A 20,176-nucleotide genomic window follows, 5' to 3' on the forward strand; every position below is an offset into this window, starting at 1 on the left:
CAGCGACCCGTACCGTTTTCTTGCGGGCTTGCGTTCGTATGCCATGGCTCGAGGGGCGACACTGACGGGAATCGTCTGCCTACTTCTGGTAAGCGGGCTCGTCGGTCCGCTCGCCGGAACGGCGATGGCTCACTCCGGCGGCGCCGCGGCGGATGGACTCGACGACGCGGCCCACGCCTCACCGTCGGCCGACGACACTGCCGGGTCGGCCGCGGACGATCAGATCGTCGGTACCGAGGTCGATCGACTGATCGAGAGCGTGATGGCCGAACACGACGTCGCGGGTGCGTCTGCTGCGGTCGTCGAGGGCGACGAACTCGTCCACGCCGAGGGGTACGGCGACGCCGACGCCGCGACCGGAACTCCGGTCGACCCGAACGAGACGTCGTTCATGGTCGGCTCGGTCGGCAAGCTGACCGTCTGGACCGCGGTGATGCAAGGCGTCGAGAACGGCGACCTCGAGCTCGACGAACCCGTCGGCACCTACCTCGAGAACTACTCCGTCGAGGGCGAGGACGAGGTCACACTCGAGCACCTCGGAACCCACACGCCGGGGTACGAGGATCGCCTCCAGGGGCTGTTCGTCGAGAGCGACGACGAAGCCGCCGACTGGGAAGCGAAACTCGAGCGGGAGCTGCCAGCCCAGGTCAGACCGCCGGGCGAGACGGTCGCCTACTCGAACCACGGCACCGGGCTCGCGGCGCTGGTCGTCCAGGAGGCCGTCGGCGAGCCGTTCGAGGAGTACGTCGAACGCGAAATCTTCGACCCGCTGGCGATGGAGGGCGCGACGATCGAGCAACCCGTTCCCGACGACCGAGAGCCGGTCTCGCAGGGTCACGCCCCGACCGAGGACGGGTTCGAGACGGACGACCCCGTCGTCGTCGGCGTTCCCCCCGCGGGGTCGATGAGCGCGACGGCGACCGATATGGGGAACTTCGCGATCGCGGCGCTGGAGGACGGCGCGTTCGAGGACGACCGCGTCCTCGAGCCCGAGTCGGCCGAGGCGATGCTCGAGCCGCGAGCGACGAACCACCCCGACGTCGGCGGCGTCGGCTACGGCTACATGCTCGGCGAGCGCGGCGGCGAGGCCCTCGCCTGGCACACCGGCGGCACCGAGTACTTCAACACGCTGTTCGTCCTGTTTCCCGACCACGACGTCGCGCTCTACGTGAGCTTCAATACGGCCGGCAGCGGCGCCGCGCTGGCCGACGTCCTCGACGGGTTCATCGAGCAGCGCTTCGGCGGCGAGGAGGCGGCCCTCGAGCCCGATCCGGCCACCGCCGACCGCGCGGACGCGTACGAGGGCGAGTACCGGAGCACCGGGTTTCAGACGACCCCCGAGAAGATCGTCGGGCTCGCCGACGCCCACCACGTCTCCGTGACCGACGAGGGGTATCTCGAGCTGGGATCGCCTCTGCTCGGCGGCGAGACGCGCTGGGTCGAGCTCGAGCCCGGCGTCTTCGCGCCCGACCCCGACGAGGACGACGCGATGTTGACCTCGAGGCTGGCCATCGAGGACGGGGCCCTCTACACGGACGCGCCCGCGGCTCCGTACGAACAGGTGTCGTGGTACGAAACGGCGACGGTTCAGCTCGGCCTTGCGGTCGTCGCCCTCGGTGCGGTACTCTCGACGCTTCTGGTCTGGCCGATCAGCGCCTATCGGAGCCGGGGGTGGGGACGGATGCGGACTCACCTCACCCGCCCGCGGCTGGCGATCCTTACCGGTACAGGGCTCCTCGTCGCGTTCGTCGTCGGCCTGCTCGCGAACGGGGTGGGCGACCCGAATCAGTTCGTGTACGGCTACACGCCGTGGCTGCGGCTCACCCTCGCGTTCTTGCTCGGGGTTCCGCTCGCGGCCCTGGTCGCGCTGGCGTTGGTCGGCCTCGAGTGGTTCCGGGTGGCCACGGCGCGCGATCTCGAGGCGAGTTCGACGACGCCGCTGGGTCTGGCGTACCTGACCGCACTGACAGTCGCCTTGCTCGTCTTCGCCTGGCAGCTGTGGTACTGGAACCTGCTGACGGCGGTCTGGTTTTGATACTTTCGCCGACACGCCTGCGTGGAGTGCGGCTCGTCATCCGGGATCCGTTGCTGGCGGATCGATGACCGGATGACTACCATACCAAGTTACATATCTATAAGATATATATGGCAAATTTCTGCTGTTGCGGCACACTATCGCAGCAAGGTGGATGTCAGTTCGAGGAAGCAAATAATCGCCTTTCTGACGGCTAGAGATCTGAATTCGTCCGGCTGAAGACGAGCCTCTCGTTCGGTTCCCCAATCGATTACTTCGAGCGGACCGTATCAGTAGAAACTCGACTTTAGCGGCTCTACAACCCGCTCAGACGAGAGAAACTTACTCGCGAGCGACCGTCCTCGTTCCGGAGTTAGTCGGTGTGAGCGAAGTGTAACCTCACATATGGTAAGCTGAAAATGTAGCAAAATATATTAGAGCTATTATCGAAACCGACTCCACGAGAAGTATGTGTTCTGATAGTTCATGTTTCGTCGGCCCTGCGCCGTCGACCGGGACCGTATTCGGTCTAGTCGCGTACTGTATTACAATAGTATGTATGTAATAGAACGGTCGAACGTCTCGGTCCCGGCCGGTCGTTCCCTATTTCGCTTCGCACATCGAAAACAGCGGTCGGATCGGAGTGCGTTTCGGTTTCGTTCGGGCTTTCTTCGGCGCGTTTCGGCGAAGCGGATGCGAGACGGACGCGATACAGTTTTCGCAGCCGTGAAATAGTTAAGTAGCCCGATGCTCTCTACTATTCTATGTTACGAGATACCCCGGAACATGCGCTCGAAACCACCGAGCGTTCGATCGAACTTCTCGAGACGATCGAACGGTTGAAAGGTGCGACGGTATCCGACCTCGCGAGCGAATGCTCGCTCGCTCCGAGTACCGTGTACAAACATCTCGTCACGCTGCAGTCGAACGGGTACCTCAACGAGCGGGAGAACACGTACTACGTCGGCTTCCGGTTTCTCAACCTCGGGGAACACGCTCGAAGTCGAATCGACGGACTCCAGCTTATCGAGGACGCCGTTCAGGAACTGACCGCCGAAACCGACGAGGAGGTCGATTTCACCGTCGAGGATCACGGACGCGTGATGACGGTCCTGGAGTCGTACCACAAGTGGGTCAAGTACGGCGACGATGGCGGCGCCGAACGGTATCGCGCACGGATCGGATCGTACTACCGCATGCACGCGACGGCGACCGGGAAGGCGATCCTTGCTTCCTACCCACGCGAGCGAGTCGATGCGATCGTCGATAGGTGGGGTTTGCCCGCACGAACGGAGCGAACTATCACCGACCGAACCGAGCTGTTCGCCGAACTCGAGCGAATCGCCGAGCGCGGGTACGCGATCGATGACCAGGAGTACGCCGACGGGCTGCGAAGCGTCGGCGTGAGTATCACCGGTCCCGATGACGGCGTCGTTGGCGCGATCAGCGTCTCCGGCCCTAGCTACCGTCTTCAGGGGGACGTCCTTCGAACGACGATTCCCGAGACGATACGAACCGTGCGAGCCGACCTCCAGCGCGAGCTGGCCGAGGCGAACGGGGCATAGGCGCTCTCGAACCGAGTTCGTTTTCGCAGAGCGAAAGCGGTTTGACTCCCGCTTTTGGGGCTCGAGACGGCCTGTTCGACTAGTTTTATGTACTCCTTCGGAATACATACATCCCGTATGGTATTGGCAGCCACGATTGCGGATCGTTCGACAGCACCGGCGTCGAGTCACCGATCGACCGAAAAGCGGCGAGGGGTCCAATGATGCTTCAGGAGTACACGCTCACGTTTCCGATCTGGGTCGAGTTCGGGACCGGATCGACCGAAAATCTCGGCAATCTCGTCGCCTCACAGCACTGGGAGAAACCGCTTATCGTTACCGACCGGGGAATCATCGACGCCGGTCTCCTCGAGGACGTGACGGCGTCGCTGACGGCCGCCGGAATCGACTACGCGACCTACGACGGCGTCGAACCGAACCCGACCACTGGGATGGTCAACGAGGCGACGGCGGCGATCGAGGCCGAGGACTGCGACGCGGTCGTCGCAGTCGGTGGCGGCAGTTCGATCGACGTGGGAAAGGGTGCCTCCTTGCTGGCGACCAACCCCGGTTCGGTCGCCGACTACGAGGTGACCTCCGCGGCGGACGTAAGTGAGGCACCGATCGAGAACCGTCCGCTCCCGCTCGCGACGGTGCCGACGACTGCCGGAACCGGTAGCGAAGTTGATTACTGGGCCGTCATCACCGACGAGGACCGCGAGTTCAAAATGGCTCTCGGTCAGTCGCCCCAGTACCCCGGCGGTCCCTATCTCGGGGCCGAACTCTCGGTCGTCGACCCCGCCCTGACGGAATCCCTACCGCCGAGACAGACGGCGGCGACCGGGTTCGACGCGTTCTCCCACGCTCTCGAGAACCACGTCTCGGCGGCGTGTCCGCCGATCGTCAAGCCGATGACCGAACACGTTCTCGGGCTCGTGCCGGAGGCTCTCCCTCGAGCCTACGAGGACGGCACTCTGGACGCTCGCGAGCGAATGCTGTTCGGTTCACACGTCGCGGGCTTTTGCGAGAACTTCGCCGGATTCGGCGCGATCCACTCGCTGGCCGAGACGACCGGCGGGATGTATCCCTCGATCCCTCACGGGGAGGCGATCGCCGCCTACACGCCCGACGTGATGCGGTACAACATCGAGGCGGTCCCCGAGCGGTACGCCGAGGTCGCCGCGGCGATGGGCGTCGACATTACGGAGTGTTCGACGCAAGAGGCCGCGCTTGCGTCGGTTGATGCCGTCGAACGGCTCATCGATCGCGTCGATTTGCCGTCCAGTCTCCGGGAACTGGGCGTGGCGGAGTCGGACCTTCCGGAGATCGCAACGAAGTCACTCGACACGATCGAGATCCACGACAACCCCCGTCCCGCGGACGCGGACGATCTCCTCGAGATCGCAACCGACGCCTACTGATCGGTCGCGCCCGACGCCCCGTTCTCGGGCCGATAGCGTCGCCTTTAGCGTGTCATTCTCTCCCAAAGAGATAAGAACGACGGCACTAAACCAACTGACGCTAATGGCAGACACGTTCAGCGGACAGCTACGGGAGGCCCACGCGGCCGCCCGAGAAGAGGTACGCGAACTGAGCGACTGGCACGCGTGGATCGACGGTACCGCCGTCGCGGGCGACCGATCGCTCGAGACGATCGATCCCGCGGTGAACGAACCGATCACGACGGTCACACGGTGTGGGGCTGCCGACGTCGAGACCGCCGTCGAAACCGCCCAGCGAACGTTCGACGCTCGGTGGTCCGAGTCGACACCGCGCGAGCGGTCCCGACTGTTGTTCGAGTGGACCGATCGACTCCACGATCACGTCGAGGAGCTCACGCTGATCGAGTGTCTCGACACGGGCAAGCCTCGCTCGCAGGCCCGCGGCGAGGTCGAGGGTGCGATCGATACCCTCGAGTACTACGCCTCGCTGTGTCGGGTCCAGGACGGCCGACAGATCGCGACCGACGACGATCTGCACCTGTACACGCGAACGGAGCCGTACGGCGTCGTCGGCCAGATCGTTCCGTGGAACTTCCCGATCTGGGCGGCCGCCTGGAAGCTCGGCCCCGCGCTCGCGACCGGAAACGCCGTGGTCCTCAAGCCCTCGGCGGACTGTCCGCTCTCGACGGTTCGGATCGCCGAACTTTCCGAGGGTATTTTGCCCGACGGCGTGCTCAACGTCGTCCCCGGCACGGGATCGACGGTCGGCGCTGCAATCACCGACCACAAGGACGTCCGGAAGCTCTCCTTTACCGGAAGCGTCGGTGTCGGGACCGAGGTCATGAAAGCCGCCGCCGACACCCTGACGCCGGTCACTCTGGAACTGGGTGGCAAGTCACCGTTTCTGGTCTTCCCGGACGCCGACCTCGACACGGCGGTCGAGGCGGTCGCGAACGGGATCTTCTACAGCACGGGCGAGATCTGCGACGCGTTCTCCCGCGCGCTGGTCCACGAGGATGTTCACGAGGAGTTCGTCGACCGATTCGTCGAAATGGCCGAGTCGTACGTCCTCGGCGACCCGCTCGAGGAAGCGACGACGATGGGGCCGCTGACCTCGCAGGCACAGTACGAGACGGTCACCGACTACGTCGAGCGCGGCGTCGACGAGGGGGCGACGCTGCTGACCGGTGGTGGGCCGCCGAACAACGAGGCACTCCAGGACGGCTGGTTCTTCGAGCCGACCGTTTTCGGTGACGTCGACAACGACATGACGGTCGCTCAGGAGGAGATCTTCGGCCCGGTCCAGACGATCAACACGTTCGCGACCTACGAGGAAGCGATCGAACTCGCAAACGACACTCAGTTCGGACTGGCGGCCGGGATCGCCACCGAGCGAACCGACCTCGCCCACGGCGCCGCGGCCGATCTCGAGGCCGGCGTCGTCTACGTCAACGAGTACGGCCCGATCCTGCCGGAGGCGCCATACGGCGGATTCAAGGCCTCCGGAATCGGGAAGGATCTCGGGACGGATGTCCTCGAGCACTATCAGCGCACGAAATCGGTCTACGTCAACCTCGACGAACCGAGCTGCTGAGGTCGGTGAGAGCATCCGGTTCGGACGGCTTGGGACCGAACCGAATCTCCGTCGAAAAATATAAGTTATCGGTACCGCTCTATTCGACCCATAGTGTACGATACCATGCAACACATAGGAGCCCGTTCGTCGACAGAGACACCGATGTTCGCTCGCCCGCAGCCATGAACCCCTGGTACCTCTTCGGGCTGGAGGATGCCCGGCTTGGAGAACGCGGGCTTTTCATCATCACCGCGGCGTCGCTTGCGGTACTGGGGGCTGTCGGATTGTGGAACCCACACGGTCTCAACGAAACGATGAACGCGGCTTTCGAGTGGGTGCTGAACTACTTCGGCTGGTGGTTCATGCTGCTCGGAGTCGTCTTGCTGATCTTCTCGACGTTCATGGTGTTCTCGAAGTACGGTCACATTCGGATCGGCGGCCAGGACGCCGAACCCGAGTTCGGACTGTTCTCGTGGCTCGCGATGGTTTTTACCGTCGGATACAGCGGTTCGATCATCATCTGGGGCGTCGGCGAGCCGATCTCGATTGTCGCGGATCCGCCGCCGGACCCGGCGCCGGTCGCGGGAGCGCCGATCGAGTCGCTGGCGCTGGCGTTCATGTATATCCACGAGGTCTTTCCGGGGCTGGCCATGTGGTATCCGCCGTTCGCGCTGGCGTTCGGACTGATCATCTACACGCGGGGCACAGACGAGTACAAGTTCAGCGCGATGCTGAAGGTGGTACTGGGCGACGGCCACCGCGGGCTTTACTGGATCGTCGATCTGGCCGCGCTGATTGCGATCGTCGGCGGCGTCGCCGCGGCGATCGGGTTCTCCGCACAGGTGTTCTCCGCCCTCCTCGGATCGGTGTTCGGACTCCCCGCGACGGCGTTTACGTACGGTCTATTCGGACTTCTCGGACTCGTCTTTCTCGCCGACGTCTGGCTGGGACTCCACAAGGGGATCCAGAACGCGGCGCGGGCGACGATCGTCCTGATGCTCGTCGCGTTTGCGTTTCTCTTCGTCGTCGGTCCGACGCTGTTTATCGTTAACATTGGACTCGATGCGGCCGGCGTCTGGCTCGACAACATGTTTCGGCTCTCGCTGTACACCGCGCCGACCGCCGACGGCAACTGGGCCCAGAGCTGGACCAGCTTCTGGTGGGCGTGGTGGGCCGCTTGGGGCCTGTTCGTCGGGAGCTTCGTGGCTCGCGTCTCGAAGGGCCGCACGATCCGAGAGACGTTCGTCAGTTTGGTGTTCATTCCGGCCGGGCTCCTCTGGGTCCAACACTCGATTATCGGCGGCTGGGTCCTCGCACCCGGCTACATCGAGCCCGTGACGGAGGCACTGAACGACGGCGGTATTCCGACGGCCATCGCGACCGCCGTGACGATCACGCCGTACGGCGCGGTGGTGGGCGTACTGTTCATCCTCGTCATCGCGGGGTACGTGCTCACCTCGCTGGACTCGGCGGTGTACATCCTCTCGTCGATCACGCTCGGCGACGAAACGCCCAACGCCCGCAACCGCGCGTGGTGGGGCGTGTTGCTCTCGTTCCTCGGGGTGATGACGCTCGAGCTACCCGTCTTCGACGCGATGCAAGCGTTCCCGACGGTCCTCGCGCTCCCGTTCACGCTGTTTTTGATCGCGCTCGCGTACGCGAGTTACGTCGCCGCGAAGGAGTACTACTACGGAGAACTGGACCACGAGCGGGGAGAGGCGTTCATCACGAACTACGATCCGGAGGTATCGGACGGTGACGACGACTGAATGGCCGCCAAAACGGACTGATCGACCGCTACAGACCCGAGGTACGGTAGCAAGCGGATGGCCGGCGTGTTTTCGGAACCGAAACGACTAAATTCCGACCAAGATTCGACCGTAGTAAGTGATGAGAACCACTCACCTCAGAGATATAAGACGGCTTTCAGACACAACAAAAATATTATTATTGACAATAATATTGTATATAATTGGAACTATACTACCATTCTAGAGGGTTTGCTAGCATAACATCCCCTCGTGATATAGCCCAACGAAGCCAACGTTAGTAGTTCGACCGAAGCTCATATCTTTCGCTTTCGACTCTTATCGGGATTTCGTTCGAATCCGAGTAGAGATTTCCCATCAAAACTCTTAGTACTTATCTGTGAAATGGCTGTTCTCAGTAGAAACAATATCAATAGCGGAAGAGTGGTTGATGATCTGAATAATTAGGCAACTGATATTCGATGTTAGCAGTCCTTATTCTGTCATTTAAGAATTAGGTCCGAGCTTTCCGTGGATGTACTCGCGGACCGCCGCGCCGCGAGCGTCGACTCAAAGAGGACCGCCGATCGCCGCGGCGACGACCAGCAGCGCGGGAATCGTCGCCGTCGCCAGCGCCACGAGGTGGGGCGCAGGCGTCTCGTCGACGGTGGTCCACGCGTTCGCCGCAGCCGCGACCGTAAACGTCGCGCTGGCGCCGAGGAAGAGGACGATCGACCAGAAGATGCTCTCGTTGTACCGGGCGCGGACCGCCGGCCGATCGAGCGTGTAGTGGAACGCGAACAGGTCGGTCCACTGGGAGTTGTGGAACGCGTAGAGTTCGGTCTCGTACGCCGGCGCGATGTGGTGGATATCGGGGAGCAGTCCCCAGAGCCCGCCGATCGCGACGAGCCACAGCGGCAGCCACGTCGGCAGTCGGTACCGGAGGGCCAGCGGCGTGACGAGCAGGAGGACGAGCGCTGCGCCGACCAGAAAGTGGACGATTGCGGGAGCCATTGGTACGGACCGGCGGGGACCCGGTCGAAAGATCGGATTCGACGGTCTCGCGCTTCAGTAACCGGTGAGTACACGGACTCGGACGGATGGCGGCCCACGAGTACCGAGGGATTTCCGGGGTGTCGGCTCGGGAGCGATCTGCAGAGACGGCTCCTCGAGCGCCGTACCGAGCGAGTTCCCGATCAGTGTGGGACTACCGGGAATCCGGCGTCAGAGCGCCCGGCTTCGGTAACTCGGTGTTGTCCCGAGCCGACCGGAATTCAGCGGGCTTATGCGTGTGCTCCGGCGAAGTGGTGGACGTTTCCATTATGCGCTGGCGGTATCGAACGACGGTCCTCGCGCTCTGTCTGCTCGCCTTCTTCGTGACGTACTTCGCACGGATGGCGATCAGTCCGGTAATCCCGTTTATCGCCGCGGACTTCGACGTCACGAACACCCAGATCGGGTTCGCCCTCTCTGGGATGTGGCTCGCCTACGGGGTCTCGCAGTTCCCCAGCGGCGTCCTCGGCGATCGGTACGGCGAGAAGCCGGTGATCCTCGTCGCCGTCGGGGGCACGGCGCTGGCCAGCCTCCTGCTCGCGTTCGCGCCCGCGTTTCCGGCGTTCGTCCTGTTCGCCGTGATCCTCGGGCTGGTCGCGGGACTGCACTACGCCGTCGCGACGACGCTGTTGTCGCGGACGTACGACGAACTCGGCCGCGCGGTCGGCATCCACTCGATCGGCGGCCCGCTCGCGGGCCTGGTCGCCCCCGTCGCTGCCGCTTGGGTCGGCACCCGCTACGGCTGGCGCCCGGCCGTCGCGCTCGCGTTGCTCGTCGGCCTCCCCGTGTTCGCCCTCTTCGCCCTGCGGGTGCGTTCGACCGAGCCGCGCCGGCCCGACCAGCCGATGCGCGACCGGTTCGAGCTCGCGACGCTCCGCGAGCTGGTGACGCGGCCGGCCATCGCCTTCACGCTCGGCATCGCCATGCTCGGCACCTTCATCGTCCAGGGGTTGCTCACCTTTCTCCCGACCTTCCTGATCGACTACCACGCCTACTCCGCGACGCTGGCCGGCGTCGCCTTCTCGGCGTTTTTCGTCGTTCGAACCGTCGGCCAGTCGATCCTCGGCGAGTTCTCGGATCGGTACGGGCGCGACCTCGCGATCGGGATCGCGATGCTCGCGGGGACCGTCGGCGTCCTCGGCATGGTCGTCGGCCCGGGGCTCGTCACGGTCGGGATCGCCGTGTTGCTGGCCGGGCTGGGCTCGAGTTTCTTCGCCGCGCTCGACCCGCGCTTTCTCGATCAGTTCGGCGACACCGAACGCGGCGCGGGCTTCGGGCTCGTGCGTACGGTCTACACCGTCGTCGGCTCCGCCGGTTCGGTCGGCGTCGGCCTGCTCGCGGACCTGTTCGGCTGGGGCGTTTCCTTCCTGGTTCTCGCCGGCCTGTTCGGGCTAACGTTTACCGCGCTCGCGGCGAACTGGGCGCTCGAGCTGGGCTACTGAGTTCGGGCTGGCCGGGGATCGTTGCCGAAATCGACGGAATCTCGAGCGACTCGGAGGGGCTGTGTCGACTCGAGCGCGACCTCTTCCGGGAGCTACGCGGAGTTAGTCTGAGGTGTGGCTCCGTTGAAATCCTTCAGGGATGACATTGAGAAGAGTTACTCTTTCCACCGGGTTTCGCGGATCCGACTGAAAACTAGCTCCTTAGCGAATCGCAAGACGTGAAGAGGGTTTCAACAGAGCCTCTGAGGTGTATTATCAACCTTCCTCGCGAAGTGCCTTTGGTCGAGCATCTTCGGCCTCTGTGCCGTCGGAGCATTCGCGCTTCGCGGGATGCTCCTCGACGTGTGGATGATGTCCCCGCCGGCACCCTCGGCTTTATCCTCCGGACGGACGGCTATCTCCCCGTGCCGATCGCGCTTCAGTACCGGGACAGCGAGTAGCGTCGACCCCGACCGAACACTTGCGGTGGCGTCTCCGTGCTCGGAGATCGAAGCCGCGTATCGCGGATTGAATACCGTCGTCTTTACGCGGTCCTTCGCTCGATCGCACCCTTACACACTATAATCATCACTATATTGTGGACGCCCTTACTACTATTCCGCTCTATAGGGCTTTTCATAAATGAACGGTGTTTTGTAAGGAAAGTCCACAGCAAGATACGTAATGACTAACTACGATGGCGGAGGGAGAGCCGGGACGGGCCGCCGAACGTTTCTCGCGGGAACGGCCGCGGCCGGCGCCGGCGCGCTCTCGACGGGCGTCGCTGCGGGTGCCGAGGACGGAGAAGAAACCGAGGCCAAGGGCGAAGCCGACCCGGACGAGATCCCCGACCCGGCCACGGCCTCCGAGGGCCACGGGCCACGTACGGGTCGACCGCCCGCGCGTGGCGACCGCGGAATGGTCGCCACGCCGCACTGGCTCGCAACCGCCGCGGGGAACGACGCCCTTCGAAACGGCGGCAGTGCCGTCGACGCGGCGATCGCCGCGAACGCGGTCCTCTCGGTAGCGTATCCGCATATGTCGGGGCTAGGCGGTGACGCCTTCTGGCTGATCCACGACGGCGAGGACGTCCGCGCGCTCAACGCGAGCGGACCCGCCGGGGCGAACGCGACCCGCGAGCGGTTCGCCGAGTACGATGAGCTACCCGATCGCGGACCGGAGTCGGCGCTGACCGTCCCCGGTGCCGTCGACGGCTGGCGCCGCGCTCACGAGTCCTACGGCGACCTCGCCTGGGAGGCGCTGTTCGCGGACGCGATCCACCACGCTCGAGAGGGCGTTCCGGTCGGCCACTCGCTGGCCGACTGGCTCGAGATCGACGAGCCGATCCTGCGGGAGTTCCCCGAGACGGCCGAGATCTTCCTACCCGACGGCGAGCGCCCGGACGAGGGCGACCGACTCGTTCAGTCGGCTCTCGCCGAGTCGCTCGAAACCCTCGCCACCGAAGGTGCCCGAGACGGGTTCTACGAGGGCCCGCTCGCCGAGGAGCTGTCCTCGCCCGAGGGCTCTCCGCTGACGCCCGCGGACTTCGCCGAGTTCGAGGCCGAGTGGGTCGATCCGATCTCGACGACCTACCGCGGCTACACCGCCTACAACTTTCCGCCGAACACGCAGGGCTTTGCCGCCTTGCAGGTGCTCAACCTGCTCGAGGGGTTCGACGTCGAGTCCTGGGGCGACGACACGGCCGACTACTACCATCACATGGCCGAGGCGGTCAAGGTCGCCTTCGCCGACCGCGACGAGTGGCTCACGGACCCCGACTACGTCGACATCCCGCTCGAGACGCTGCTCTCGAGGGAGTATGCCGATGAACGCCGCGAGCTGATCGACGGCGGAAGCGCGATGGAGATGGCCGACGTCGAGCCCGGCATCGAGTTCGGCGACGCCGATCGCGAGGTTCCGGGCGGCGACACGGTCTACCTGACGGCCGTCGACGACGACGGGCTGGCGGTGTCGCTCATTCAGTCGGTCTACTACGACTTCGGGAGCGCCGTGGTCGGCGGCGACAGCGGGATCATCCTCCAGAACCGCGGCTCCTTTTTCTCGCTCGAAGACGATCACCCGAACCGCCTCGAGCCGGGCAAGCGCACGTTCCACACCCTGATCCCGGCGATGCTCTGTGCGGACGGCGAACCGTACCTGTGCTACGGGACGATGGGTGGCGAGGGTCAGCCACAGACCCAGGCCGCGATGGTCACACGATTGGTCGACTTCGACTACGACGTCCAGCAGGCGATCGAGACGCCGCGCTGGTTGATGGGTCCCACCTGGGGAACCGACGCCCGCGATCTCTCGCTCGAGGGCCGCATCGACGACGACGTCGTCGAGGAGCTCGCCGAACGCGGCCAGCCGACGACGGTACTCGACGACTGGGACGACAACATGGGACACGCCCAGGCGATCCGAATCGACCCCGAGACGGGATACCTCGAGGGCGGCGCCGACCCGCGCGGCGACGGCTCCGCACAGGGGTTCTGAGTCCGTCCGACGGCGAGATGGGCGTGCTACCCGTTCGTTTGGGACCCCTGCCCGCCCGGCGGTTCGAGGCGTAGCGATTCGCCGTGCCACTCGATCTCGAGCTTTCCGCGTGAGAGGTACGGCGAGAGGGAGTCTGCCGACAGCAGTCCGCAATAGCTCCCGTCGCTGACGACGGGAAGGTGTCTGACGCCCGCGGCTTGCATCGTCTCCGTCGCCGCTTTCAGCGTCGCCGTCGGTTCGATCGTCGTCACCGGCGTCGACATGATCTCCCCGACGGTCGGCCGCTCGGCCGTTTCCGCGACCATCGCGACGATATCCGATTCGGTGACGATGCCGGTGACGACCTCGTCGAGACTGACTACAAGAGCCGGAACTGCGGGACAGCGAAGGTGTTGTGCCGCCTCCGACACAGCCAGATCGGGCGACACGGTCGGCGGGGCCTGTACCCCGAGGCTGTTGACTGTCATCTCGATCATAACTGGCTAGCGTTAGCATACATCAGTACATAGCATTACTGGACATATGATCCCAATACGCTAGAATTGCTAGTAGTATTAACCCACTATTCGGTCGATTTGTGTGGCTGTGAACAGCCTGGATTCAGTGGTGACCAGCGACACCTCGCTTGCCGATCGTGCGTGGTAGCGACTACCCGGACGACTAGCCGTCTGAGAACCTGTCCCGCACGCTGACGTCACTGCACCCTCGAGACTCGAGATCACGGACTCGAGGCCCAGTCCGATGTGTTTCGAACGCGGACGTCGTCGACGGGTCGAAACGCCCCACGACGCGGATTCGGCAGCTCCTACCGACTCCGATAGGGGTATCCCAGGGAGTCATCCGGCGGCCAGCACTCGAGTTCCTCGGAGAGCCCGAACAGGCGGTCCGTGCGCTCCCCGTCCGCCAGCGAGACCGACTCCTCCCAGTTCGAATCGATGATTCCCTCCTCGGCGAGTTTCGGCAGGTGCGTGCGTCGGAGTCGATACCGGGCGCGTTCGATCTTCCGACCGTCGAGGTCCTCGGGCGGGATCTGGTGTCGTCGGGCGGCCACGCTCCGTGAGAGACTCTCGAGTGTCACCGTTCGGTCCCGTTCGACCAGTTCGTGCAGGACGAGCTGGCGGTCGGCGCTGGCGAGCACCGCGAGTGCCTCCGTTCGGTCCATCTCTGGGGCGAACTCCGCAGTCGGGTCCAAAAATAGCTCGGTCAAATTACGTTGGGAGAGTTCGAGACAGCAGCTCGTGGCTCGCTCGCCGGCTCTCGAGGTCGATTGCAACAATGACATCCTCCCCGGCGTGAACGCCGGGGTTTCCTCGCGCTGGGAGTCTCGGCTACGCCGAGTTGGTTCGAGAGAGCAAGCTCTCTCGTCATCACGAGACGACAAAGTCGTCTCGAACGACCACGGAGGCAACTTGCGGGTTCGTGTGCTCCTCGTTGGGACGGGGAGAGCGTGGTGACTCCAACCAGTCGTGGCTGTCCCACTTGAGGCACACGGGCCGTGCCATCGGCCTTGCTACCGTTTCGTGCCGTCTCAGGAACGTCTCACTTGCCGCGAGGTCCGCGTGGCCCTCGAAGCCGCAGTGACAGGTCAGCGTGTCCTGATGCCGCGTCGTGTCCTCGGTCGAACCGCAGTTCGGACACGTCTGCGAGGTCCACGCTTCCGTTCGCACTTCGACGGTGATGCCGAACTCCTCGGCGGTATCGGCGAGCCGCCCAACGAACCGCCGGAAGGTCCAGAAGTTGTGCAGCTTGGCGTTCGTCCGAACCGACCAGTGCGTTTCGAGGATGTCCGTGAGGTCGCCGACATACACCGTCGAGACACCTTCGTCGTACAGCCGTTCGATCAAGTCGCGTACAAGCGCGTCCATCGCATGGTTGCGCCGTCGCGTCCGGCGTCGGTACAGCGATTCGATTTGCTTCGAGCTGTACCGGCCGTCCTCGAGTTTCGACTGAAGTTCGGCAATCCGTTGCGTGGTTTCGCGGAACCGTTTGAACAGGTTACGTCCCTCGTACAGATACTGCTCGCCGGTTGTGGTCGTACAGGCGACGATGTTGTTTGCGCCAATATCCAGAGCGGCGGTTTCGTCCGCCAGTGGTTGTGCCAGTCGAGAATTGCTGATTGTGACTGGCTGAAAGGCCCTGAATGTCTCGCTCACGTCGTCGTAATATAGTTCCAACCGACCCTGCTTGTCGTACTCGTTCCAGTTGGGTTCACCCCGGACCTCGAGCCGGAGTCGTTCTCGATATCCAAGACCGTACTCCTTTTTCAGGTCTTGGCCGACAAGAATTTCGAGTCGGGAGTATTCGCCCCACTTGACCGAGTACGAGGTGTTCCGGATGTACGTCCGAAGATCGCGGCCCTCGTCTTGGTTGCCCCAGAAGCCGGGCTTGCTGTTGGCTTCGCCCTTCTCTCGGAGTGCAAAGAACGAGCGCCACGCTTCGCGGTTCTTGCGTTCGATCTGTTGAACTGTCGAAGCACCGAGCGTACCGCCGTACCGACCGCGGTACTCGTCGATCTCCCAAACGTCGCCGTCTGGATCTTCGAAGTTGGTTCGGCGCTGGTAATTGATCTCGTTCCAGAGGGCGGCTGAAGCGTCCAAGAGTCGGCGAAGCAACTCCTCGTCTGCGTCGGACTTCGGAACTACTTCGAACTCGTTGGTTCGCTTCATTCGCCGTAACACTCAACACGTCCTTACGTCTATTAAGTCTTATGCGTCCAAACATAGACCTCTCCCACGCAACGCATGGTCGTGTGAAAGACTTTGCCGAAGAACGAGATATTACGCTCACCGAGGCATACGAACAACTCTTGAACGCTGGACTCGACGCCGTGGAGACTCCAGATAGGGAATAACCGGTGGTTTGTGTAGCCGAGTGACGCGATTCACGCCCGTCCCCAGAACGCTCCGCGTTCTGGTGTGCGAACGAGACGCAAAGCGTCTCGTCAACGCCGTAAACGGCGGGACTCTCTCGCTGTTTAAAGGTAGGCTCCGGAAGCGACTGAGCGCCGGGACCGCAGTGGTGATGACGCGAGCGCTCGGAGCCGAGTATCGGCACGAATTTTCTGCTGCCATATAACCATTAGTAAAATCTCTCGAGCTACGAAAGTAGCCAATAGAACAAAACCCTAGAAGTTCCATTATAAAAACATGGTGGGGACATTCACCGTCGACCTGCGGGATGGACGGAGCGTTCCGTTCGACGAAATCGTGGTGCTGGAGCGGAAGAACGGCACGTGGATCCGCTGTATCAGGGACGAGCCCAGCCCCCGCGAGCAGCTTCCGGAGACGACGAAGTACTACCGCCTCGAGACCGACGTCGAGCGCATCGTTATCGAGCCCGACGCCTCGCTCTCGTCGGAGGCAGAGGCGGACGCGCCGGACGGAGCGGTCGCCCTGCTCGAGGAGGCCGACGAGGAACTCGCCGACGACGAGACGGTTCGGCGGCTGCTCGAGTAGGGACGATGAGGCCGACCCCTCGGCGTGCAACCGTCCGCTCGCCCGGCGGCTGACCGTCGCCGGTACGGATAGCCCGTCGACCTACTCTTCTCCGCGGGCGGCGTCGGTCGACTCTCCGACCACCTCGAACTCGTTCGATCCGCAGCGACAGCCGTCCCTCGAGCCGATCGGCTGTACCGCTCCGTCGGCTGCAATCCTGGCAGCGTAGACCGATCCGCACTCCGTACAGACCGCCATTCTTCGTTCCTCCTCACCCATGCGCTATCACACGACACAGGATGCGATTATATTATTGACAGTTCGGACGATTCCTCGTTCGGGTGAGTCCGACGTCCCTCGCGGTCGCATTCGACTCCATCGTCCGTTTTCGAGTTCGCCGATAGACTCTTCGGCAGCGACTCACCACCGGCTCGACAGTTCGTTCTCCCACTCGAGTCACGCGTGTGACGGCCGAGCAGTGCCAGCGGCGGTCGAGCAGAGTCCGACGAGAACCGCGGCGAAGGTGAGGGCGATCGCGATCGTGAAACTCCCGGTGTAGGCGACGCTCGCGGTGCCGAGCGGGGGCATCGCCAGCGCGGTTACGCCGATCGCGATGTTGAACACGCCGACGATGGCGGTGTCCTTCTCGGGGGAGTAGATCGTCATCACCAGCGGGATGTACAGCGTCGCGGAGCCGCCGAGTCCGAGTCCGATCAGGAAGATCGCGATCAGGAGCATCGAGTCGGCCGAGGCGAACAGCAGGCCGATGCCGGCGGCCGCGGCGGTGAGCGAGGCGAGGAAGGCCCGCCGGGAGCCGACGACGTCGGCGAGGTAGCCGCTGCCGATCCGCGAGATGATGCTCACGCCGCCGATCAGTCCGAACGCGGCCGACGCGCCCGCCTCGGTAAGTCCACGGGAGGCGAACAGATCGACGGCGTAGGCGGCGAGCAGCTGGTACCACGCAAAGGACAGCGCGATTCCGACGAACAGCAGCTGGAACGTTCGCGTTCCGCCGAGCCGAGCGAGCCACTCGAGGAGTTCGCCCGCGGTCGCGGTCGACTGCTCGGCCCATCGCGGGCGTCGACAGACCAGTCCGGCCAGCAGGAACGCGACCGCGGTCACCGACATCACGAGGAGAAATCCCGGGCGGACGCCGAGCTCCGCGAGGACGAGCTGCCAGATCGGCGGAAGAACGGTCAGACCGAGCCCGTTGCCGACGAAGATCAGCCCCGTCGCGGCGCCGCGGCGGCGATCGAACCAGCGCGGGACGACCGACGCGAGGAGGACGAACGCCGTCCCCAGCGCGAGTCCGAGGAACGCGAAGACGACCGCCAGCCCGGCGATCGACTCCACGAGGTACAGCGCGGGTGCCAGCAGCCCCGTCACGAGCGAACAGGCGAGCAGCACGAGCCGAGAGTCCAGGCGGGTGCCGAAGACGCCGACGAGCCCGGAGCCGATGAAGAAGGTAAACAGCATGACGGCGAACACGCCCGACAGTGCGAGCGGCGAGACCCCGAAGGCGTCGCTGAACGGCGCGCGGAAGATGCCGTACGACAGCGGCGTGCCGAAGGTAAAGACCATCGCGACGGCGCCGACGATCGCCACCAGCCAGCTGCGGCGGCCGTCGGGACGTTCCTGGTCGTCGGTGCGCACGGCACCGTCTCGAGCGCGCTCGGTCGAAAGGATTCTGATCTCCGGGGGGATTGCCGAGATCGGCTCGAGTCGGCGAGTCGGACTCCCGTTCTGCGTTCGCGGTGGACGAACGAGGGAGGTCGGACCGCGACCCCGCTCGAGTCGCCGCGGAGACGGTACACCGCGAAGCTACTTGTCCCTGTACGGTGCAGTCTCGAGCCGACGGACGGCCCTCCGCTAGCACCCATGTTCGACCACCAGTCGCGATTCGCGGTTCGGACGCCACGACGGGAGTCGACGACCGAACGAGCGAGGAGGGGCGACCGATGACGCCGCTCGAGCCGATGCTGGCGGTCATTTTCGGGTTGTCCGCGACGTACCTACTGGCCTGGTGGCACTGGTGGGACGTCCTCGTCGACGAGGGGATCGAACTCGAGTACGCCGAGTGACGGGTTCTCGAGGTCGGCGTCCGACTCCGCTGCGTGTCTTCGCTGTGCGGTCGACCACTACCGCATGAGGGTCGGTCCCACGGGTTTATCGGCTCCGACGAAGAGTTCGTATCCGGGTTGACAACAATGCACGAACTGACGCTGGATACGGCGAAGGAGATCGTCGACGCGGCCGAACGGCGGGCGGCGGAGATCGACGTCCCGATGTGTGTCGCGGTGGCCGACGAGGGCGGAAACCTCGTCGCGTTCCACCGCATGGACGGCGCGCTGCTCGCAAGCATCGACATCGCGCGGAACAAAGCCTACTCGTCGGTGGCGATGCGGATGGAGACACAGACCATCCAGGAGGTGTCACAGCCGGGCGAGTCGCTGTACGGGCTTGGGACCACGAACGACGGTCGGATCGTCACCTTCGGCGGCGGGCTTCCGCTCGAGGACGACGACGGGACCGTCGTCGGCGGCGTCGGCGTCTCCGGCGGGAGCGCGGACGAGGACGTCGACGTCGCGGAAGCCGGCGTCGACGCGTTCGAACGCAGCTAGCGTGGTCCGATGCTCGTTGCGACGTAACGGAAGCGTCCCCGCGATGCGCCTTACGGGGCAGCGATGAGCGACGGAATCGTCGCCGTCGTGAGCGGTACCACCGCCCCCGAGCGCGTGCTCTTCGAGGCCGCGCGCCGGGCGGACGACTCCGGCGCGACCGTCCACGTCCTCTACGTGCTCGGCCTCGAGTGGTACGCGAGCGCGGAGCTCTGGCTGGCCGAACGACTGCGGATTCCGACCGGTACCGACACGATACGAGCGATCTGTGAACGCAAGGCCGACCGACTCACCGCGCCCGCACTCGAGCGTTACGAGGCTGCCGGACGGATCGGCCACCCGATCGACGAGATCGTCGAGTACGCTACGGAGGTCGAAGCCGACACCGTCGTCGTCGACGGCGACCTGCAGTCGGGGACCGGTGCCTGGCGCCGAGTGTCGGACCCGCTCGAGGCGTTTCGCGAGCGGGAGCTGTCGGTCGTTCCGGTGTACTGAAGGCGTGGTGTAGCGGAACGCTACCGGGGGTTACTCGAGCGCAGTCAGTGACGAGTCCCGGGGCTCCGGTAGCGGACTATAGTAGCCACTGAAAGTCAGTGCGCACCCGATCGCACGGCGGCTGTGTGATCGGTGTGCAAACAGTTTCAGTTGTTACTATAGCTCAGTTGAACCACTCGACGTACTCCTCGCAGGCGCCACACGACGCGTGAGTCACCCACGCGTCGCCGTGATCGTGTTCGGCCGGCGCGACGCGGGAGAGCTGGAGGTTCGTGGATCCGCACTCGGGACACTGCGGGGGGATCGCTTCGTTCATTATAACACATGAATAACTA

At 64.1% G+C, this 20,176-nt stretch carries 18 protein-coding genes; 11 read left to right on the top strand and 7 right to left on the bottom strand.

Features of this window, described 5'->3' with window-relative positions; all coding sequences use genetic code 11:
• Positions 1-43: 43 nt before the first annotated feature.
• From ACFEMD_RS05730 to ACFEMD_RS05750, 5 genes are all read left to right on the top strand, one after another.
• Positions 44-2,035 carry a serine hydrolase domain-containing protein gene (locus ACFEMD_RS05730; RefSeq protein WP_394740000.1) on the top strand — a complete coding sequence of 664 codons (1,992 nt, stop codon included), beginning with the start codon at positions 44-46 and terminating at the stop codon, positions 2,033-2,035.
• Between the two features lie 743 nt (positions 2,036-2,778).
• A complete protein-coding gene (locus tag ACFEMD_RS05735; protein WP_394740001.1) occupies positions 2,779-3,579 on the top strand; it encodes an IclR family transcriptional regulator in 801 nt (266 codons plus the stop codon).
• 200 nt (positions 3,580-3,779) lie between these two features.
• Positions 3,780-4,979 (top strand): iron-containing alcohol dehydrogenase, encoded by a 1,200-nt coding sequence (locus tag ACFEMD_RS05740; protein WP_394740002.1) that lies wholly within the window; start codon positions 3,780-3,782, stop codon positions 4,977-4,979.
• A gap of 103 nt (positions 4,980-5,082) precedes the next feature.
• Complete coding sequence (locus ACFEMD_RS05745) at positions 5,083-6,594, top strand: aldehyde dehydrogenase family protein (protein WP_394740003.1); 1,512 nt, start codon at positions 5,083-5,085, stop codon at positions 6,592-6,594.
• A gap of 164 nt (positions 6,595-6,758) precedes the next feature.
• Positions 6,759-8,345, top strand: a complete 1,587-nt coding sequence (locus ACFEMD_RS05750) for a BCCT family transporter (protein WP_394740004.1) — start codon at positions 6,759-6,761, stop codon at positions 8,343-8,345.
• 549 nt (positions 8,346-8,894) lie between these two features.
• Here ACFEMD_RS05750 and ACFEMD_RS05755 read toward each other — a convergent pair.
• The gene (locus tag ACFEMD_RS05755) at positions 8,895-9,338 is read right to left on the bottom strand and encodes a hypothetical protein (RefSeq protein ID WP_394740005.1); all 444 of its coding nucleotides are present in this window, start codon (positions 9,336-9,338) and stop codon (positions 8,895-8,897) included.
• A 308-nt stretch (positions 9,339-9,646) separates the two neighbouring features.
• Here ACFEMD_RS05755 and ACFEMD_RS05760 point away from each other — a divergent pair, with 308 nt between their 5' ends.
• Both ACFEMD_RS05760 and ggt read left to right on the top strand, forming a co-directional pair.
• On the top strand, positions 9,647-10,819 hold the full coding sequence (locus ACFEMD_RS05760) for an MFS transporter (RefSeq protein WP_394740500.1): 1,173 nt from the start codon (positions 9,647-9,649) through the stop codon (positions 10,817-10,819).
• A 663-nt stretch (positions 10,820-11,482) separates the two neighbouring features.
• Positions 11,483-13,294, top strand: a complete 1,812-nt coding sequence (gene ggt / locus ACFEMD_RS05765) for a gamma-glutamyltransferase (RefSeq protein ID WP_394740006.1) — start codon at positions 11,483-11,485, stop codon at positions 13,292-13,294.
• Positions 13,295-13,320: 26 nt separating this feature from the next.
• Here the strand turns inward: ggt and ACFEMD_RS05770 are convergent, their stop codons facing one another.
• The 3 genes from ACFEMD_RS05770 to ACFEMD_RS05780 form a co-directional block, all read right to left on the bottom strand.
• Positions 13,321-13,770 (bottom strand): CBS domain-containing protein, encoded by a 450-nt coding sequence (locus tag ACFEMD_RS05770; RefSeq protein WP_394740008.1) that lies wholly within the window; start codon positions 13,768-13,770, stop codon positions 13,321-13,323.
• A 329-nt stretch (positions 13,771-14,099) separates the two neighbouring features.
• Complete coding sequence (locus ACFEMD_RS05775) at positions 14,100-14,456, bottom strand: DUF7344 domain-containing protein (protein WP_394740009.1); 357 nt, start codon at positions 14,454-14,456, stop codon at positions 14,100-14,102.
• A gap of 205 nt (positions 14,457-14,661) precedes the next feature.
• The gene (locus ACFEMD_RS05780) at positions 14,662-15,960 is read right to left on the bottom strand and encodes an RNA-guided endonuclease InsQ/TnpB family protein (RefSeq protein ID WP_394740010.1); all 1,299 of its coding nucleotides are present in this window, start codon (positions 15,958-15,960) and stop codon (positions 14,662-14,664) included.
• Positions 15,961-16,440: 480 nt separating this feature from the next.
• Between ACFEMD_RS05780 and ACFEMD_RS05785 the strand changes: the two genes are divergently transcribed.
• Entirely contained in the window at positions 16,441-16,749 is a 309-nt protein-coding gene (locus ACFEMD_RS05785; RefSeq protein ID WP_394740011.1) for a hypothetical protein, read from the top strand.
• Between the two features lie 81 nt (positions 16,750-16,830).
• Here ACFEMD_RS05785 and ACFEMD_RS05790 read toward each other — a convergent pair whose 3' ends face one another.
• Both ACFEMD_RS05790 and ACFEMD_RS05795 read right to left on the bottom strand, forming a co-directional pair.
• The gene (locus ACFEMD_RS05790; protein ID WP_394740012.1) at positions 16,831-17,007 is read right to left on the bottom strand and encodes a hypothetical protein; all 177 of its coding nucleotides are present in this window, start codon (positions 17,005-17,007) and stop codon (positions 16,831-16,833) included.
• A gap of 177 nt (positions 17,008-17,184) precedes the next feature.
• Positions 17,185-18,381: an MFS transporter gene (locus tag ACFEMD_RS05795; protein ID WP_394740013.1), complete on the bottom strand. Its 1,197-nt coding sequence runs from the start codon at positions 18,379-18,381 to the stop codon at positions 17,185-17,187.
• A 305-nt stretch (positions 18,382-18,686) separates the two neighbouring features.
• Between ACFEMD_RS05795 and ACFEMD_RS05800 the strand changes: the two genes are divergently transcribed.
• From ACFEMD_RS05800 to ACFEMD_RS05810, 3 genes are all read left to right on the top strand, one after another.
• On the top strand, positions 18,687-18,809 hold the full coding sequence (locus ACFEMD_RS05800) for a hypothetical protein (protein WP_394740014.1): 123 nt from the start codon (positions 18,687-18,689) through the stop codon (positions 18,807-18,809).
• A 126-nt stretch (positions 18,810-18,935) separates the two neighbouring features.
• Positions 18,936-19,349, top strand: a complete 414-nt coding sequence (locus ACFEMD_RS05805) for a GlcG/HbpS family heme-binding protein (RefSeq protein WP_394740016.1) — start codon at positions 18,936-18,938, stop codon at positions 19,347-19,349.
• A gap of 63 nt (positions 19,350-19,412) precedes the next feature.
• Positions 19,413-19,841, top strand: a complete 429-nt coding sequence (locus ACFEMD_RS05810) for a universal stress protein (protein WP_394740017.1) — start codon at positions 19,413-19,415, stop codon at positions 19,839-19,841.
• A gap of 163 nt (positions 19,842-20,004) precedes the next feature.
• Here ACFEMD_RS05810 and ACFEMD_RS05815 read toward each other — a convergent pair whose 3' ends face one another.
• Entirely contained in the window at positions 20,005-20,157 is a 153-nt protein-coding gene (locus tag ACFEMD_RS05815) for a hypothetical protein (RefSeq protein ID WP_005558730.1), read from the bottom strand.
• Positions 20,158-20,176: the final 19 nt, after the last annotated feature.

This window comes from Natronococcus roseus (assembly GCF_043677095.1).
GTDB classification, from domain to species: Archaea; Halobacteriota; Halobacteria; order Halobacteriales; family Natrialbaceae; genus Natronococcus; species Natronococcus roseus.

Excerpts from the sequence above, each read along its gene's own strand:
- ACFEMD_RS05730 (WP_394740000.1), top strand. The coding sequence starts at position 44 with ATGGCTCGAGGGGCGACACTGACGGGAATCGTCTGCCTACTTCTGGTA.
- ACFEMD_RS05735 (WP_394740001.1), top strand. The coding sequence starts at position 2,779 with ATGTTACGAGATACCCCGGAACATGCGCTCGAAACCACCGAGCGTTCG.
- ACFEMD_RS05740 (WP_394740002.1), top strand. The coding sequence starts at position 3,780 with ATGATGCTTCAGGAGTACACGCTCACGTTTCCGATCTGGGTCGAGTTC.
- ACFEMD_RS05745 (WP_394740003.1), top strand. The coding sequence starts at position 5,083 with ATGGCAGACACGTTCAGCGGACAGCTACGGGAGGCCCACGCGGCCGCC.
- ACFEMD_RS05750 (WP_394740004.1), top strand. The coding sequence starts at position 6,759 with ATGAACCCCTGGTACCTCTTCGGGCTGGAGGATGCCCGGCTTGGAGAA.
- ACFEMD_RS05755 (WP_394740005.1), bottom strand. The coding sequence starts at position 9,338 with ATGGCTCCCGCAATCGTCCACTTTCTGGTCGGCGCAGCGCTCGTCCTC.
- ACFEMD_RS05760 (WP_394740500.1), top strand. The coding sequence starts at position 9,647 with ATGCGCTGGCGGTATCGAACGACGGTCCTCGCGCTCTGTCTGCTCGCC.
- ggt (WP_394740006.1), top strand. The coding sequence starts at position 11,483 with ATGACTAACTACGATGGCGGAGGGAGAGCCGGGACGGGCCGCCGAACG.
- ACFEMD_RS05770 (WP_394740008.1), bottom strand. The coding sequence starts at position 13,770 with ATGATCGAGATGACAGTCAACAGCCTCGGGGTACAGGCCCCGCCGACC.
- ACFEMD_RS05775 (WP_394740009.1), bottom strand. The coding sequence starts at position 14,456 with ATGGACCGAACGGAGGCACTCGCGGTGCTCGCCAGCGCCGACCGCCAG.
- ACFEMD_RS05780 (WP_394740010.1), bottom strand. The coding sequence starts at position 15,960 with ATGAAGCGAACCAACGAGTTCGAAGTAGTTCCGAAGTCCGACGCAGAC.
- ACFEMD_RS05785 (WP_394740011.1), top strand. The coding sequence starts at position 16,441 with ATGGTGGGGACATTCACCGTCGACCTGCGGGATGGACGGAGCGTTCCG.
- ACFEMD_RS05790 (WP_394740012.1), bottom strand. The coding sequence starts at position 17,007 with ATGGGTGAGGAGGAACGAAGAATGGCGGTCTGTACGGAGTGCGGATCG.
- ACFEMD_RS05800 (WP_394740014.1), top strand. The coding sequence starts at position 18,687 with ATGACGCCGCTCGAGCCGATGCTGGCGGTCATTTTCGGGTTGTCCGCG.
- ACFEMD_RS05805 (WP_394740016.1), top strand. The coding sequence starts at position 18,936 with ATGCACGAACTGACGCTGGATACGGCGAAGGAGATCGTCGACGCGGCC.
- ACFEMD_RS05810 (WP_394740017.1), top strand. The coding sequence starts at position 19,413 with ATGAGCGACGGAATCGTCGCCGTCGTGAGCGGTACCACCGCCCCCGAG.
- ACFEMD_RS05815 (WP_005558730.1), bottom strand. The coding sequence starts at position 20,157 with ATGAACGAAGCGATCCCCCCGCAGTGTCCCGAGTGCGGATCCACGAAC.